We start from the raw sequence: 16,774 nt of genomic DNA, 5'->3' as shown, positions 1-16,774 counted from the left end.
GTACAAGCTAAGGTAACAATGTGTTTAATAAACTGTTGTTTAGCGTGTTCAAGTAGCAAAATAATAGCATTGCTACTTTAAAATCAAAGCTTAAAAATACAGCTATGTGGGGTATTTCACAGCTTAATATTTAGCTTTTTAGTATAATCCGCTGAATTACTTTGAGTATTCAATTGGTTATAGTTTGTTGATGTTTAAATTTACAAAATGTAAAAAATATAGTCAAATAGTATCATTGAAAAGTATCTATTATGGAAATGGATACCCTTAGCAGGCGAAACGGATTTATGAAAATTTTTAATATCAATCTTTCCACTAAAATCATCTTAAGCTTCTCGCTGATTGGTGTGTTGTTTATTGGTATGGTGTTGTTTAGTTTTATTAATGGTAAGCAGGTGATCGCGGGTTTAACCTTGATTAATAATGAGTCTTCTCCTGTTATTAACTACTCATCCAAAACCAATGAATTAGTGAATGCCACTGAGCCGTTAATTTTAAAATTACTGTCTAGCCAGACGGATGCTGAATACCAACAAACTGCACAGCAATTGAGTGCTAATAACCAGCTGATTGCGAGTACTTTACAAGAATTCTCTGAACTACCTTTGAACAGTGAGTTTGCCAATATTGTTGATGATGCTTTGTTGCAACTTAACACGGATATGCAAGCGGTTGATGCACAGTCTAGGTTACTGATTGATAAACAAGCGAAAATAGTTGAGGCTATTAAGCAAACACAAGATATTACAGTGACGCTTGATACGTTATTAGAGAAGATTGCACCGCTTTTATCAGATACGCTAATTGAGCTTGAGGATGAAGCGACTATCTCTATTGTGAATGAGGTTAATGGCTCGGTGATTGCGGGTATGTTAATTATCGAAAAAACCGCCAATGCGCAATCCATCGAGGATTTGTCGGTGAGTCGAGAGCAATTTGTTAATTGGCAAAACCAGCATTCAAGTTTATTACCTTCCCTTATTTTTGCGTCAAACGATGCGTTTTATCAAAGCTTTGTGCGTCAGCTTTCTGAGTTAACTTTGTCTTTATTAGATGCTATCGAAGGTGATAAAGGGTTATTGGCGATTCAAGAGCAACGTCTTGCGCTGATTGAGCAACAACAAGCTGACTTTGCGACGTTGCAAGCTCAAACCACTCATGCAAGTGAGTTAACGGGTGTGTTATTGGATAAGTCTTTTGCCTTAAATCGGCAATTAGCTAGTGATATTAATAGCAGTACTGAGAGTCAAAACAATCTTAGCATATTGGTTGGTATGGCTATTTTGATCGGTATTGTGTTGTTGTCGATCGCCATGACGCGCTTGATCCGTCAATCTATTAAAAGGTTTATGGGTGAATTAGATGCGTTATCACAAGGGATATTGCGAGATATACCTGCCTCTACTGTGAATGATGAGTTTGGGCAACTTAATAATTACTTGAGCAAGGTGATTAATAATTTAAAACAGACTGTATTGGATATTGAAAGCTCTTCTAAACAGGTGGAAGCGTCGGTTGACTCTGTGGTGGATAGTTCAACGAGTACCTTAGAAATTGTGAATCAGCAAAAGGATGAGCTTAACATGGTGGCGACGGCGCTGGTGGAGATGAGTTCAACGGCTAATGAAGTGGCACAACATACTGAAAAAACCCACGAAGCAGTGATAGATGCGGTGGAGTTGTCTAAAACAGGGCGCCAACGTGTCTTGGATAATCATCATAGTATTGAGCAAGTAGCCTCACAAACACAGGTGACGTTATCGGCAATTAATGATTTGCATAATGGTGTAAAAAGTATCGAAGATATTGTTGATACGATCACTGAAATTGCAGATCAAACTAACTTATTAGCGTTGAATGCGGCTATTGAAGCGGCTCGTGCAGGTGAGCAGGGCAGAGGTTTCTCGGTAGTTGCTGATGAAGTGCGAACTCTAGCGACTCGTACGCAAGCGTCGACCTTAGAGATTCAACAAAAAATATCGGCAATGACGGTCGATTCTAAGTTAACTGTGGATGCAACGACTAAGAGTGAAGGCTTGGTTAATGAGAGTCTTAAGCAGGCGAAGTTGGCGGATGAAATTATTGCTAGTTTTGAGAGTAAGATGTCTGAAGTGCAAGATTTGAGTTACTTGATTTCAACGGCAACGGAAGAGCAAGCGGTCACCGTGGGTGAGTTGGACAAAAATATTAACAAGATTGCAATGTTAGCCAACGAGACTAACAGCAAGGCGGAATCTGCAAAAGATGAAGCAACCTCACAAATTACCATTGCTAAGAAACTGCAAGAGAATGTCGCTAAGTTTGTGTTTGAGCGTTAATCTTGTGGCTTAGTGTATTGCGCTTGATCGCATTATGATGTTTTGTTTATCGTTATCTTGCTCCAGTTTGCTAATAACGATAAGCTAACCATCCACTTTTTAACAAAGTTTTAGCCAACCTATGATTACATTACAAAACCTCACTAAGTATTATCCTTCTGATTTAGGCCCTCAATATATCTTCAAGAATATTAATTTTACCATCCCAGAAGGGCATAATATTGGAATTTTAGGCTCGAATGGGGCAGGTAAATCCACACTGTTTCGAATTTTAGCGGGTAGTGAGTACCCTAATAAAGGGAAGGTGGTCACGGATAAAGCGATTTCGTGGCCAGTGGCTTTAGCAACAGGTATTCACCCACAAATGACGGGGCGTGAAAATACTCGCTTTATCGGCCGCGTGAATGGTGTTGAAAACTTAGATGAGTATGAAGAAAAGGTAAAACAGTTCGCTGAGTTAGGCATTAAATATGATTTGCCAGTAAAAAGTTATTCAAGCGGTATGCGCTCACGCTTAGCTTTCGGCTGTTGTATCGCCATTGATTTTGAAGTGTATTTGATTGATGAGGCGACCTCTGTAGGTGATCAAAAATTCCGAAAAAAGCCCGCCAGGCGTTATTAGATAAAAGCAAAACCGCCAACGTAATAATGGTAAGCCACGATTTAAAAGAGATAGAAGAGTTCTGCGACAGCGCAATCATCCTACACCAAGGCGAAATGAAATTTTACGACAACCTGCAGGAAGCCCTTAAAGTCTACGAAGAGTTATAGGGGAGGTGAGCGAACCACACTCAATGCGATAGCAATTAGACGAAGTCTAATACCAGGGCGCTGGCTTCAGCCTGCCAGTATGCGAGTAATCGCATATGACGAATGGCCTCAATGAGCAAAGCGAACCGTTAACAACTAAAACAACACAGTCAAAATACAAAACCGAAAACAAGCAGGCTGAAGCCAGCGCCCCTTAAAGATGTATCGTAACCTTTATTGATATCGATAAAACTCAAAACATGTTTCTCATGATCCACAAACAAATAGTGATAACTATCAAACAACGTTTGATACCAGGGCGCATGCTTTAGTCTGCCAGTATGCGAGCCATCGCATACGACTATTAGCCTCAATGAGTAAAGCGAACCGTCAACAACTAAAACAACACAGTCAACACACAAAACCCAAAACAAGCAGGCTGAAGCCAGCGCCCCTTAAAGATGTATCGTAACCTTTATTGTTATCGATAAAACTCAAAACATGTTTCTCATGATCCACAAACAAATAGTGATAACTATCAAACAACGTTTGATACCGGGCCGCATGCTTTAGCCTGCCAGTATGCGAGCCATCGCATACGACTATTAGCCTCAATGAGCAAAGCGAACCGTCAACAACTAAAACAACACAGTCAACACACAAAAACCAAAACAAGCAGGCTGAAGCCAGCGCCCCTTAAAGATGTATCGTAACCTTTATCGATGTCGATAAAACTCAAAACATGTTTCTCATGATCCACAAACAAATAGTGATAACTATCAAACAACGTTTGATACTCGGGGCGCAGGTCTTTAGCCTGCCAGTATGCGAGTCATCGCATATGACTATTAGCCTCAATGAGCAAAGCGAACCGTCAACAACTAAAACAACACAGTCAACACACAAAACCCAAAACAAGCAGGCTGAAGCCAGCGCCCCAAAGTCAAAACCAACACACAAAAACACTGCAAGCTAAAAAAGGAATCGCAGAGCTCTTCCGCTCATAACACTAGGCTGTCGCCTAATTCGCCCAGCGCCCCAAAGTCAAAACCAACACATAAAAACACTGTAAGCTAAAAAAAGGAATCGCAGAGCTCTTCCGCTCATAACACTAGGCTGTCGCCTAATTCGCTAAGCGCCCCAAGGTCAAAACCAACACACAAAAACACTGCAGACTAAAAAAAGGAATCGCAGAGCTCTTCTGCTCATTGCTCTAGCCTGTCGCCTAATTCGCCAAGCGCGCCAAAGTCAAAATCAACACACAAAAACACTGCAGACTAAAGTCAGCGCATACGTCTGTTAGCGACGATGATTAAAGCAATTTATCAATGGTACAACTCTCTAACTACAAGATATTGTTGTTTAAATTGAACTTTATGAGTGGAGTATAGTCTTTTATTTACCATTGATTATTTGATTAAAAGTCAAATTCAATTACAATCTAGATTCAACGTTAATCTATTCGTTATATTAAAATCATTTCAAAAATAGTGACTTAGCCTATTTTCAGATCGTTTTAATATAACCTTCTATGATGAACAATAAGTGAACAAACAATAAAGGACGAGTAATGTTAAGTTCAATGATAATAACATCGCTAATGTCTTTTGCTGTTTCTGCCTTTCTATTCTATTTTTTCCACCCTAGAGCTATCCAATTCGGACTTGTTGATAAAGCTGACCACCGTAAATTACACACTGGAAATATTCCTGTTATTGGCGGACCTGCTATTTACATTGCTTTAGTATTTGCTTTGTTTATGAATCAAAACTTCACGCCTGAGATTTTTGCTTTTGTATTTTGTGCGGGATTTTTAATGCTGCTAGGGGTGATTGACGACAAAATTAATTTAAAGGTCTCATTGCGGCTGTTATCCATGATGTCGATTACTGCCTTTTTGTATTATTTTGCCGATTTTCAAATCTTCACTCTGGGTAATTTATTTGCCTTTGGCGACGTTAACTTAAATAGTTTCACCTTAGTGTTTACCATGATTGTGGTAATAGGTGTGATCACTGCCTTTAACATGGTGGATGGTGTAGACGGGCTATTAGGTTGCCTCAGTATAATTAGTTTTGCAGCGATGGCAGTGCTTTTTGGTGTGAACGGTCAATATCATTTATCTTCAACCTGTGTCTGTTTTATTGCTGCCTTATTACCTTTTTTGATGTGCAATTTATCGCTGTTACCTGATAATCGCTATAAAGTATTTATGGGGGATTCTGGTAGCTTTTTCATTGGTTTCACTATGATTTGTTTATTAGTGGCGGGCAGTCAACAATCGATGCACATTGATGATGCTGGCTCTTCTCCTGTTGGTGATATTGCCTTTCGACCTGTGATTGCATTATGGTTGATGGCGGTACCTGTGATGGATATGATTGCTAATATTATTAGGCGTGTAAATGCGAAACAGTCGCCATTTCAAGCGGACCGTGGTCATTTACATCATAAATTACAAGATTTGGGCTTATCGGATAAACAAGTGCTGATTTTTATCTCTGTACTTGCACTGATTACTGTGAGTATCGGTGTGATGGCTGAAATAGCGAAGGTGCCGGATGTGGTGATGTCGCTATCGTTAATTATTTTATTTACTGCTTATTTTCATTGCTATTCCCATAGCTACAAAGTGAGCGGTTTAATCCATAGTTTATTTGGTAATAAGGTTAATCGCGTTAATTAATAGTTGTCTGGTTATTTTATTAATAATGGGATGAACTTAATGTGATTACTTGATGTTACCTGTTCCATTGAAAAGGTTTTGTTATGCATTATGATATTTTTAACGGTGATGCCGATGGTATTATCTCGTTAATCCAACTGCGTTTAGCTACACCATTAGATTCTCAATTAGTAACTGGTGTTAAACGTAATATTCAATTATTAAAAACTATCTCTCCAGCAGAGGAAGATAGTTTTACTGTGTTAGATATTTCTATGGAGAAAAACACGCAGCCTTTAATTGATATTCTTGATAAAGGTTTAACGGTGTTTTATGCCGACCATCACCGTGCTGGTGATATTCCTCAACATGATAACCTAACTGCGTTGATTGATTTAGATGCCAATATGTGTACGGCGTTAATTATCGATCAGTATTTAAATGGCCAATACCATGACTGGGCTATTTGTGCGGCTTACGGTGATAATTTAATTGCTAAAGCTGACCAATTGTGTGAGGCAGCTGGGTACACTAAAGAGCAAGCTGAGCAGTTAAAAGAGTTAGGTACCTTGATTAACTATAACGGTTATGGTGCTGATTTATCTGACTTACACTTTGACCCTGCCGAGTTATTCCAAGCGCTATTAAAATACCCAAGTCCGTTTGATGTGTTTACCGATAAAGCTTCTCCATATTATGCATTACAAGCGGCTTATCAGGATGACTTAGAAAAAGCGTTAGCGATTCCTGCTATGCATAGCAGCGATACTTTGAGCGTGTTTGAATTACCTGATCAAAAATGGTCTCGTCGTATTAGTGGTGTTTATGGCAATTTATTAGCGAATAAAGAACCAAAAAGTGCGTTTGCTGTATTAACTAAGAATGCACAGGGTGGTTATTTAGTGTCATTACGTGCGCCTTTAGAGAACAAGCAAGGTGCAGGTGATATTTGTAGTCAATTCGAAACGGGTGGTGGGCGAGCCGCTGCGGCAGGGGTAAATCACTTACCAATTACTACTTTAGAGAAGTTTATTGGTACTGTTGAAAGTTATTACGGGTAATTAGATCGTTTTATCTATAAATTAAGTATTTATATTATTTACTAATTATCAAAGTCGAGAAATCTAATATGAGAAAAATAGCAGTCGCAGGGACGGGATATGTAGGATTGTCTAACTCAGTCTTACTCGCACAACATAATCAGGTTATTGCAGTTGATGTTATTGCAGAGAAAGTCGCGCTGCTGAATCAAAAGAAATCACCGATTGTAGATGTTGAGATTGAAGATTTTTTAGCCAATAAAGCATTAAACTTTACTGCTACTTTGGATAAAGAGTTAGCTTACAAAGATGCTGAGTTTGTTGTTATTGCAACACCTACTGATTATGATCCAACTACTAATTACTTTAACACTTCATCAGTAGAAGCGGTGATTAAAGAAGTGATGGCGATTAATCCAGATGCAGTGATGGTGATTAAATCAACTGTGCCAGTGGGTTATACAAAGAGCATTAAAGAAGAGTTAGGTTGTGATAATTTAATTTTTTCTCCTGAGTTTTTAAGAGAAGGGCGTGCGTTATACGATAACTTACATCCGTCACGTATTGTTGTGGGTGAGCAGTCTGAGCGTGCTGAAATCTTTGCTAGTTTGTTAGTGGAAGGGGCGATTAAAGAAAATATTGAAGTACTTTTCACTGATTCAACTGAAGCGGAAGCGGTTAAACTATTTTCTAATACTTATTTAGCGCTGCGTGTTGCTTACTTTAATGAGTTAGATAGTTATGCAGAAGCACATGGTTTAAATAGTCGTCAAATTATTGAAGGCGTTAGTTTAGACCCTCGTATTGGTAGTCATTACAATAATCCATCTTTTGGTTACGGCGGTTACTGTTTACCTAAAGATACCAAGCAATTACGTGCTAATTATGCAGATGTACCAAACAATATTATCGGTGCGATTGTTGATGCGAACTCAACACGTAAAGACTTCGTAGCGGACTCTATCATAGCTAAACAGCCTAAAGTGGTAGGTATTTACCGTTTAATCATGAAAGCGGGCTCAGATAACTTTAGGGCTTCAAGTATCCAAGGGATCATGAAGCGTATTAAAGCTAAAGGTATCGAAGTTGTTATTTATGAACCTGTATTCGAAGGTGATGACTTCTTTAACTCAAAAGTGGTTAAGTCATTGGAAGAGTTTAAAGCGATGTCTGACGTGATTGTATCGAACCGTATGGTAGAAGAGATCAAAGACGTAGCGGATAAAGTTTACACGCGTGACCTATTTGGTAGTGATTAATCACAAATAGAACACAAGTAAACACTCAAAAGCCGTTGTTGAATAAACAACGGCTTTTTTATTGGTGGAGGAAAAGTCGGGCTTATCTTTTTAGTTTTGTTGTTTGTGTAAAGTTATGAATGTTTACGTAACCCCTATTAAAGTTACGAAGCATCTTTTAAGGCGCGCTGGGCGAATTAGGCGACAGCCTAGTGTTATGAGCGGAAGAGCTCTGCGATTCCTTTTTTAGCTTACAGTATTTTTGTGTGTTGATTTTGACTTTGGGGCGCTTGGCGAATTAGGCGACAGCCTAGTGCTATGAGCGGAAGAGCTCTGCGATTCCTTTTTTAGCCTGCTTCTTTTGACCTTAATGTTTTAGGTTGTGAATCGCATGTGGGTTCGCTTTGCTCATGGTGGCCATTCGTTGTATGCGATGGCTCGCATACTGGCAGGCTGAAGAAAAGGGTGCGCAGAGCTTACCCGCTCATGAGACCAACCTGACGGTTGATTCGCCCTGCGCCCAGAAATCAAGCTTCACTTGATAACTGCCGCGCCTTTTTTTGCGGTTATCTGCGTAATTTACAATATTTTTTTTGCTGTTTTCCACTTTCAATTAGGCTGTTTTTGCTGTGCAAAAGTTGGATGTGTGGTCCTGTGTGATCGGACTTATCAATAAGAATTGAACTTTTTGTATCTTTTCTGGTTACAAAGAGAGAAAAATCCTTATACTTACGTGCTTTATTTTTAGGTGGCGACTTAGCTTAATATAAAAAGCGGTCTTTCATCTATTAAACAATGGCTAAATAATAAGTCGTTGTTTTACCTCTTAGCAATTGCGCTGAGATTGGTATTATTAATTTTAACAGTGGATACAAAGCGTTATGAGTACAGTAAATTCTGAAAACAGCAAAAGCTCACTTGATGGGTTGAAATGGACTATTACCGTTTTATTATTAGCGGCAGTGATTGTTGGTAATTATTTATACGGTGAAGAAACACATGTTGTATTACGTGTAGCTATACTATTAGTACTAGCTGCTTTAGCGGTTCTTTCTGCTGCATTTACTGAAAAAGGCAAAACGTTCCTTGGCTTTGCTAAGGATGCACGCCTTGAAGTACGTAAAGTTGTTTGGCCTACGCGTCAAGAAACCGTACAAACTACATTAATCATCTTAGCAGTATCAACCATTGTTGGTTTGATACTATGGGGTCTTGATGGCATTTTTGTTCGTGTCGTTTCGTTTATCACTACCTCAATTTAAGGGTTTATTATGACTGAAGAAGTTCAAAAAAAGAGATGGTATGTAGTACAAGCCTTTTCTGGTTACGAAGGCCGTGTGCAAAAAACATTATTAGAGCATATTCGTCTTAATGAGATGGAAGAGCACTTCGGACAAATCTTGGTCCCTACTGAAGAAGTAGTTGAAATGCGTGCTGGTCAAAAACGTAAGAGTGAACGTAAGTTCTTCCCTGGTTACGTTTTAGTTGAAATGGCTATGAACGACGATAGCTGGCACTTAGTGAAAAGCATCGACCGTGTTATGGGCTTTATTGGTGGTACTGCAGAACGTCCTGCGCCTATCTCTAAGAAAGAAGTTGATAACATTTTAAACCGTTTACAAGAGTCTCACGATACGCCTCGTCCGCGTACGTTGTTTGAAGCGGGTGAAGTGGTTCGTGTTACTGACGGTCCATTTGCTGACTTCTCTGGTACTGTTGAAGAAGTTGACTACGATAAGAGCCGCTTGAAAGTATCGGTTTCTATCTTTGGTCGTGCAACGCCAGTTGAACTTGAGTTCTCTCAGGTTGAAAAGAACTAATTAAGCATTTTTAAATGCGATTTTGAAAAGCCAATAAGGTCATTCTTATTGGCTTTTTTGTTTTCTGAAGTTTAATTAAATAAAACGCTTAAAAAAACGCCAAAAGATCTTGTGGAAAAGGTGTTGATGGCGTTATAATTCGCCGCCCAATTTATTTGCTGTTTTAATGCATTTTAAAACAGCAGACAGATCAGGGTTCGAGTTGGCTGCAATAAGGCAGTCACTTACGTTTTTACGGGAAGCTGATTATTTCAGCGTTATACCCAAATAAAGGTAATATATCATGGCTAAGAAAGTAACCGCATATATCAAGCTGCAAGTTTCAGCTGGTATGGCAAACCCGTCACCACCAGTTGGTCCAGCTCTAGGTCAACACGGTGTTAACATCATGGAATTCTGTAAAGCATTCAATGCAAAAACAGAAGCTCAAGAAAAAGGCGCTCCAGTTCCTGTAGTAATTACAGTATATGCTGACCGTTCTTTTACGTTCGAAACTAAGACTCCACCTGCATCTTACTTACTTAAGAAAGCTGCTGGCATCAAATCTGGTTCTGCTGTACCTAACAAAGATAAAGTAGGTAAAGTAACAGTTGCTCAACTTGAAGAAATCGCTAAAGCGAAAGAAGTTGATTTAACGGGTGCCGATCTTGAAGCGATGGTACGTTGTATTGCGGGTTCTGCTCGTTCTATGGGTCTGGAAGTAGAGGGTTAATACAATGGCTAAATTATCTAAACGCATGACAGCTATCCGTGCAGAAGTTGACGGAACTAAAGAATACGAAATCAATGAAGCAGTAGCACTTTTACAAAAGTTCGCTACAGCTAAATTCAGCGAAAGCATTGATGTTGCAGTTAACCTAGGTGTTGATCCTCGTCGTAGTGATCAAAACGTACGTGGCGCAACTGTATTACCACACGGTACTGGACGTGAAGTTCGTGTTGCTGTATTCACACAAGGCGCTAACGCAGAAGCTGCTAAAGCTGCTGGTGCGGATATCGTTGGTATGGACGATCTTGCTGCTCAAGTTAAAGCTGGCGAAATGGATTTTGACGTAGTAATTGCATCACCAGACGCTATGCGTGTTGTTGGTCAATTAGGTCAAATCTTAGGTCCACGTGGCCTAATGCCTAACCCGAAAGTTGGTACAGTTACACCTAACGTTGCAGAAGCAGTTAAAAATGCTAAAGCTGGTCAGGTTCGTTACCGTAACGACAAGAATGGTATTATCCATTCTACAATCGGTAAAGCGACATTTACTGGTGAACAAATTAAAGAAAACCTAGAAGCATTGATTATTGCTCTTAAAAAAGCAAAACCATCAGGCGCTAAAGGTCAATTCATCAAGAAAGTTTCTCTATCTACAACTATGGGTGCTGGCGTTAAAGTTGACCAAGCAACTCTAGTAACTGTAGTAGCGTAATTTTTTTATAGTCACTAGGTGATTAATCATTTAGTGACTATACAAGGCCGCGTATTGCTTGTATAATATGCGACCTTACTTTGGAGGGCCTTAGGTCCCTTCTTAGACCGCAGGTGTTAATTCTTTGAATTCACTTAATTTCCTGCGTAGATGGTACCGGACCCCAGAAAGATTATTCTACTGGATCCGAAACCAAAATAGTGCCTCACCATCAGGTGGGGGTGTTTATCTAGGGTAAAACCTAGTGGAATCCAGGAGTAAAACCAAATGGCATTAAGACTCGAAGACAAACAAGCTATTGTTGCTGAAGTCAACGAAGCTGCTAAAGGCGCTCTGTCTGCTGTAACTGCCGATTCACGCGGTGTAACAGTAGGTGCAATGACTGAACTTCGTGCAGCAGCACGTGCAAACGGTGTATTTTTACGAGTTATTCGTAACACACTAGCACGTCGTGCAGTTGAAGGTACTGACTTTGCATGTCTGGCAGATACGTTTACCGGTCCTACTATCCTTGCATTTTCAAACGAACATCCGGGTGCAGCAGCACGTCTTTTAAAAGACTTCGCTAAAGCAAACGAAAAGTTTGAAGTTAAAGGATTAGCATTTGAGGGTGAATTCATTGAAGCCGCTCAAATCGACCGTCTAGCGACATTACCAACATACGACGAAGCAATTGCGAAACTGATGGCTACTATGAAAGAAGCTGCAGCTGGCAAACTTGTACGTACTCTGGCTGCATTACGCGACCAGAAAGAAGAATCTGCAGCGTAATAGCTGTAATACCATTTTATAATCTATATATAGGAATTGACTCATGTCTCTTACTAAAGACCAAATCATTGATGCTGTTGCAGAACTATCTGTAATGGAAGTTGTTGAACTAATCGAAGCAATGGAAGAAAAATTCGGTGTATCTGCTGCTGCTGTTGCTGCAGGTCCTGCTGCTGCTGGCGAAGCTGCTGCTGAGCAAACTGAATTCAACCTAGTACTTACTGCATTCGGTGAGAACAAAGTTAAAGCAATCAAAGCTGTACGTGGCATCACAGGTCTAGGCCTGAAAGAAGCTAAAGAAGCTGTTGAATCTTGCCCAGCTGTATTGAAAGAAGGCATCGCTAAAGAAGAAGCTGAAGCATTCAAGAAAGAGCTAGAAGAAATCGGTGCTACTGCTGAACTTAAATAAGTTAGACTACCTAACTTATTAGCCATGAAAATGGCATTGGCTGGTGATTATTTAATCACCGGCCTTTTTGCGCTATAGGATACCGTGATTTATCATTATTTTTTACGGTCATCGGACGCTTAAGGTGATGTTATAGAACGCATCATTAACACCAAAATAATGTGCCGCCGTTGTCTAATATTAAAGATCCAAACCAAGCCAGACAACTATGACCAATTTTATCAGCGAGCAAAGGAACCACATGGGTTACTCTTATACTGAGAAAAAACGTATTCGTAAGGATTTTGGGAAACGTCCACAAGTTATGGAAAAACCATACTTGTTGGAAATTCAACTAGATTCATTCAAACGATTCATTGAAGTCGATCTAACTGGAGAAGTGGGCCTAGAAGCTGCTTTTAACAGCATCTTCCCTATCGCTAGTTACTCAGGTACGTCGGAACTACAATATGTTAGTTACCGTTTAGGCGATCCCGTATTTGATGTAAAAGAATGTCAAATCCGCGGAGTAACATACTCTGCTTCTTTACGTGTAAAATTACGTCTTGTTATTTATGACCGAGATGCACCAGCAGGTACGGTTAAAGATATCCGTGAACAAGAAGTTTACATGGGCGAAATGCCACTCATGACAGAAAATGGTACCTTTGTAATCAATGGTACAGAGCGTGTTATTGTTTCACAATTACACCGTTCTCCTGGCGTTTTCTTTGACCATGATAAAGGTAAAACACACAGTTCGGGTAAAGTGTTATATAACGCACGTGTTATCCCTTACCGTGGTTCTTGGTTGGATTTTGAATTTGACCCGAAAGATAACTTATTTGTTCGTATTGACCGTCGTCGTAAATTACCTGCAACGATCATGTTACGTGCACTTGAGTACACAACAGAACAAATCCTAGACATCTTCTTTGATACAACTGAGTTTGTAATTAAAGATGGTGTTATCACTATGGCTCTTATTGCAGACCGTTTACGTGGTGAACAGTTTACATTTGACATCGTGAGCAATGGTACAACTTATGTTGAAGGTGGCAAGCGTATTACTGCTCGTCATATTCGTCAGCTTGAAAAAGACGGCGTTAAACACATCGAAGTACCGTTTGAACACCTAGAAGGCAAAGTATCTGCTAAAGATTACATCAGCAGCGAAACTGGCGAAATCATCGTTAATGCAAATGATGTATTCACGCTTGAGCTATTAGCTGAACTTGCACAATCAGGTATCAAAACTTTCGAAGCTATCTACACTAATGAACTAGATTGTGGTGCTTTCATCTCTGACACATTACGTGTTGATTCTTCAACTAACCGTTTAGAAGCGTTAGTAGAAATCTACCGTATGATGCGTCCTGGTGAGCCACCAACAAAAGATGCTGCTGAAGGTCTATTCCAAAACTTATTCTTTGCTGAAGAACGTTATGACTTATCTAAAGTAGGTCGTATGAAGTTCAACCGTCGTGTTGGTATCGATGGCGATGAAGGTCCTGGTATTTTATCTAACGAAGATATCTTAAGTGTGATGAAAACACTGATTGATATCCGTAACGGTAATGGTGAAGTAGATGATATCGATCATCTTGGTAACCGTCGTATCCGTTGTGTTGGTGAAATGGCTGAAAACCAATTCCGTGTTGGTTTAGTACGTGTAGAACGTGCTGTTAAAGAGCGTCTATCTCTAGGCGACCTTGATGCAACTATGCCGCAAGATCTGATCAATGCAAAACCTATTTCTGCTGCTGTTAAAGAGTTCTTTGGTTCTTCACAACTATCTCAGTTCATGGACCAAAATAACCCGTTATCAGAAGTAACACATAAGCGTCGTATCTCTGCATTAGGTCCTGGTGGTCTAACACGTGAACGTGCTGGCTTCGAAGTACGTGACGTTCACGCAACTCACTACGGTCGTTTATGTCCAATCGAAACGCCAGAGGGACCAAACATCGGTCTTATCAACTCGTTAGCAACGTTCTCACGTACTAACAGTTACGGTTTCTTAGAAACACCTTACCGTAAAGTTGTTGATGGTAAACCTTCAGATACAGTTGAATACTTATCAGCTATCGAAGAGGGTACTTTCGTTATCGCACAGGCATCTGCTAACGTTAATGAAAATGGCTTACTAGATGAAGAGATGATTCCGTGTCGTCATAAAGGTGAAACTACCTTTATGGGACCAAATGACATCGATTATATGGATGTGTCACCACAACAGATCATCTCTGTTGCTGCGTCACTTATCCCGTTCTTAGAACACGATGATGCTAACCGTGCCTTAATGGGTGCGAACATGCAACGTCAAGCTGTACCAACACTACGTGCTGATAAGCCATTAGTAGGTACAGGTATCGAACGTCGTCTTGCTATCGACTCTGGTGTTACTATCATCGCTAAGCGCGGTGGTGTAATCGATTATGTTGATGCATCTCGTATCGTTGTTAAAGTTGCTGATGATGAGTTACTAGCTGGTGAAGCGGGTATCGATATCTACAACTTAACTAAATACACGCGTTCGAATCAGAATACTTGTATTAACCAAAAACCTACGTGTAAACCTGGCGAGCCAATTGTTCGCGGTGACGTATTAGCCGATGGTCCATCGACTGATATGGGTGATTTAGCACTTGGCCAAAACATGAAGATTGCCTTCATGCCTTGGAACGGTTACAACTTTGAGGATTCAATCCTTATTTCTGAGCGTGTATCTCAAGAAGATCGTTTCACTACGATCCATATCCAAGAGTTCTCATGTATTGCACGTGAAACTAAATTGGGTACAGAAGAGATCACTGCGGATATCCCTAACGTTGGTGAATCTGCACTAAGCAAACTAGATGAGTCTGGTATTGTTTATGTAGGTGCTGAAGTTAAACCAGGTGATATCTTAGTAGGTAAAGTAACACCTAAAGGTGAAACACAACTTACACCAGAAGAAAAACTATTACGTGCAATCTTCGGTGAGAAAGCGTCTGACGTTAAAGATAGCTCTCTACGTGTATCTAACTCTACATACGCAACAGTAATCGACGTTCAAGTCTTTACTCGTGATGGTGTTGAGAAAGATAAACGTGCATTAGAAATCGAAGAAATGCAATTACGTGCTGCGAAGAAAGATTTAACTGAGAAGTTCAAGATCTTAGAAAACGCAATCCACGAAAAAGCATTGAAAGTACTAGTGTCTGCTGGACAAGAAGAAGCGCGTCTACTACAAATGCCTAAGGCACAGTGGTTCGACATCGTTCTTTCTGATAACGAAAAGCAAACGCACTTAGACCAAATCAATGCACAATACGATGAAGTTAAAGCAGACTACGATAAAGAGTTTGATCTTAAACGTCGTAAAATTACACAAGGTGATGATTTAGCACCTGGTGTACAAAAAATTGTTAAGGTTTACCTTGCGGTACGTCGTCGCCTACAACCAGGTGATAAAATGGCTGGTCGTCACGGTAACAAAGGTGTTATCTCAAACATCGTTCCTGTTGAAGATATGCCTCACGATGAGTTTGGTGTTCCAGTTGATATCGTACTTAACCCACTGGGTGTACCATCACGAATGAACATCGGTCAGATCTTAGAAACTCACTTAGGCTTAGCGGCTAAAGGTGTTGGTGAAAAACTGCAACGTATGATCAAAGATCAACGTGAAGTTGAGATCGGTAAAGTACGTGAATACGTACAAAAACTATACTCATTTGGCGATGCACCTTGTCACGTAGACTTAAATGACTTCGATGATGACGCAGTATTACGTCTTGCTAAAAACCTATACAAAGGTTTACCAGTAGCAACACCTGCATTTGATGGCGCTCACGAAAGTGAAATCCGTGAACTATTACGTTTAGCTGATTTACCAGAATCTGGTCAATTACAACTAACTGATGGTCGTACGGGTATCCCATTCGAACGTCCAGTAACCGTTGGTTACATGTACATGTTAAAACTTAACCACTTGGTTGATGATAAAATGCATGCACGTTCAACAGGTTCTTACAGCTTGGTTACTCAGCAACCACTTGGTGGTAAAGCTCAGTTCGGTGGCCAGCGTTTCGGTGAGATGGAAGTATGGGCACTTGAAGCTTACGGTGCTGCTTACACTCTTCAAGAGATGCTAACGGTTAAATCGGATGATGTGAATGGTCGTACTAAGATGTATAAAAACATCGTTGACGGCGACCATAGAATGGAACCAGGCATGCCTGAGTCATTCAACGTATTGTTGAAAGAGATCCGTTCATTAAGCATCAACATCGAGTTAGATGAAGAAAACGGCTAAGCAATAGCAGTCGGCTGAAGTACATATGTGGTGCCTTGTTTGTTGAGGCACCTAGTTTTAACT

The 16,774-nt window shown here is 40.1% G+C and carries 11 protein-coding genes and 1 pseudogene; all 12 read left to right on the top strand.

The annotated features are described in order from the left end of the window. The first annotated feature begins 287 nt into the window (after nt 1-287). The 12 genes and pseudogenes from ACLKL2_RS08720 to rpoB all read left to right on the top strand — a co-directional run bounded on the left by ACLKL2_RS08720 (nt 288) and on the right by rpoB (nt 16,711). Nucleotides 288-2,318 (top strand): HAMP domain-containing methyl-accepting chemotaxis protein, encoded by a 2,031-nt coding sequence (locus ACLKL2_RS08720; protein ID WP_413694087.1) that lies wholly within the window; start codon nt 288-290, stop codon nt 2,316-2,318. A gap of 121 nt (nt 2,319-2,439) precedes the next feature. Then, a pseudogene (locus tag ACLKL2_RS08715) lies at nt 2,440-3,089 on the top strand (ABC transporter ATP-binding protein). Between the two features lie 1,549 nt (nt 3,090-4,638). Beyond that, nucleotides 4,639-5,754, top strand: coding sequence for a UDP-N-acetylglucosamine--undecaprenyl-phosphate N-acetylglucosaminephosphotransferase (wecA, locus tag ACLKL2_RS08710; protein WP_113818383.1), 1,116 nt, complete (start codon nt 4,639-4,641; stop codon nt 5,752-5,754). Between the two features lie 83 nt (nt 5,755-5,837). Then, nucleotides 5,838-6,794: a DHH family phosphoesterase gene (locus ACLKL2_RS08705; RefSeq protein ID WP_413694086.1), complete on the top strand. Its 957-nt coding sequence runs from the start codon at nt 5,838-5,840 to the stop codon at nt 6,792-6,794. Nucleotides 6,795-6,862: 68 nt separating this feature from the next. Then, nucleotides 6,863-8,032, top strand: a complete 1,170-nt coding sequence (locus tag ACLKL2_RS08700; RefSeq protein WP_413694085.1) for a nucleotide sugar dehydrogenase — start codon at nt 6,863-6,865, stop codon at nt 8,030-8,032. A gap of 860 nt (nt 8,033-8,892) precedes the next feature. Further along, nucleotides 8,893-9,273 (top strand): preprotein translocase subunit SecE, encoded by a 381-nt coding sequence (secE, locus tag ACLKL2_RS08695; protein ID WP_413694084.1) that lies wholly within the window; start codon nt 8,893-8,895, stop codon nt 9,271-9,273. A gap of 9 nt (nt 9,274-9,282) precedes the next feature. Continuing rightward, nucleotides 9,283-9,831 carry a transcription termination/antitermination protein NusG gene (gene nusG / locus ACLKL2_RS08690; protein ID WP_113818379.1) on the top strand — a complete coding sequence of 183 codons (549 nt, stop codon included), beginning with the start codon at nt 9,283-9,285 and terminating at the stop codon, nt 9,829-9,831. Between the two features lie 283 nt (nt 9,832-10,114). Beyond that, entirely contained in the window at nt 10,115-10,543 is a 429-nt protein-coding gene (gene rplK, locus ACLKL2_RS08685) for a 50S ribosomal protein L11 (RefSeq protein WP_113818378.1), read from the top strand. Nucleotides 10,544-10,547: 4 nt separating this feature from the next. Continuing rightward, entirely contained in the window at nt 10,548-11,252 is a 705-nt protein-coding gene (rplA, locus tag ACLKL2_RS08680) for a 50S ribosomal protein L1 (RefSeq protein ID WP_113818377.1), read from the top strand. A gap of 267 nt (nt 11,253-11,519) precedes the next feature. Then, nucleotides 11,520-12,023, top strand: a complete 504-nt coding sequence (gene rplJ, locus ACLKL2_RS08675) for a 50S ribosomal protein L10 (protein ID WP_113818376.1) — start codon at nt 11,520-11,522, stop codon at nt 12,021-12,023. Between the two features lie 43 nt (nt 12,024-12,066). Next, a complete protein-coding gene (gene rplL, locus ACLKL2_RS08670) occupies nt 12,067-12,432 on the top strand; it encodes a 50S ribosomal protein L7/L12 (RefSeq protein WP_413694083.1) in 366 nt (121 codons plus the stop codon). A gap of 241 nt (nt 12,433-12,673) precedes the next feature. After that, complete coding sequence (rpoB, locus tag ACLKL2_RS08665; RefSeq protein WP_413694082.1) at nt 12,674-16,711, top strand: DNA-directed RNA polymerase subunit beta; 4,038 nt, start codon at nt 12,674-12,676, stop codon at nt 16,709-16,711. Nucleotides 16,712-16,774: the final 63 nt, after the last annotated feature.

It is taken from the genome of Psychromonas sp. KJ10-2, assembly GCF_047323255.1.
In the GTDB taxonomy this organism is placed as follows: Bacteria; Pseudomonadota; Gammaproteobacteria; order Enterobacterales; family Psychromonadaceae; genus Psychromonas.
The sequence above is the reverse complement of the archived record's forward strand: the minus strand, read 5'-3'. Positions and strand labels throughout refer to the sequence as shown.

Bases quoted from the DNA above. Each gene is read 5' to 3' on its own strand.
- ACLKL2_RS08720 (WP_413694087.1), top strand. From the start codon at position 288: ATGAAAATTTTTAATATCAATCTTTCCACTAAAATCATCTTAAGCTTC.
- wecA (WP_113818383.1), top strand. From the start codon at position 4,639: ATGTTAAGTTCAATGATAATAACATCGCTAATGTCTTTTGCTGTTTCT.
- ACLKL2_RS08705 (WP_413694086.1), top strand. From the start codon at position 5,838: ATGCATTATGATATTTTTAACGGTGATGCCGATGGTATTATCTCGTTA.
- ACLKL2_RS08700 (WP_413694085.1), top strand. From the start codon at position 6,863: ATGAGAAAAATAGCAGTCGCAGGGACGGGATATGTAGGATTGTCTAAC.
- secE (WP_413694084.1), top strand. From the start codon at position 8,893: ATGAGTACAGTAAATTCTGAAAACAGCAAAAGCTCACTTGATGGGTTG.
- nusG (WP_113818379.1), top strand. From the start codon at position 9,283: ATGACTGAAGAAGTTCAAAAAAAGAGATGGTATGTAGTACAAGCCTTT.
- rplK (WP_113818378.1), top strand. From the start codon at position 10,115: ATGGCTAAGAAAGTAACCGCATATATCAAGCTGCAAGTTTCAGCTGGT.
- rplA (WP_113818377.1), top strand. From the start codon at position 10,548: ATGGCTAAATTATCTAAACGCATGACAGCTATCCGTGCAGAAGTTGAC.
- rplJ (WP_113818376.1), top strand. From the start codon at position 11,520: ATGGCATTAAGACTCGAAGACAAACAAGCTATTGTTGCTGAAGTCAAC.
- rplL (WP_413694083.1), top strand. From the start codon at position 12,067: ATGTCTCTTACTAAAGACCAAATCATTGATGCTGTTGCAGAACTATCT.
- rpoB (WP_413694082.1), top strand. From the start codon at position 12,674: ATGGGTTACTCTTATACTGAGAAAAAACGTATTCGTAAGGATTTTGGG.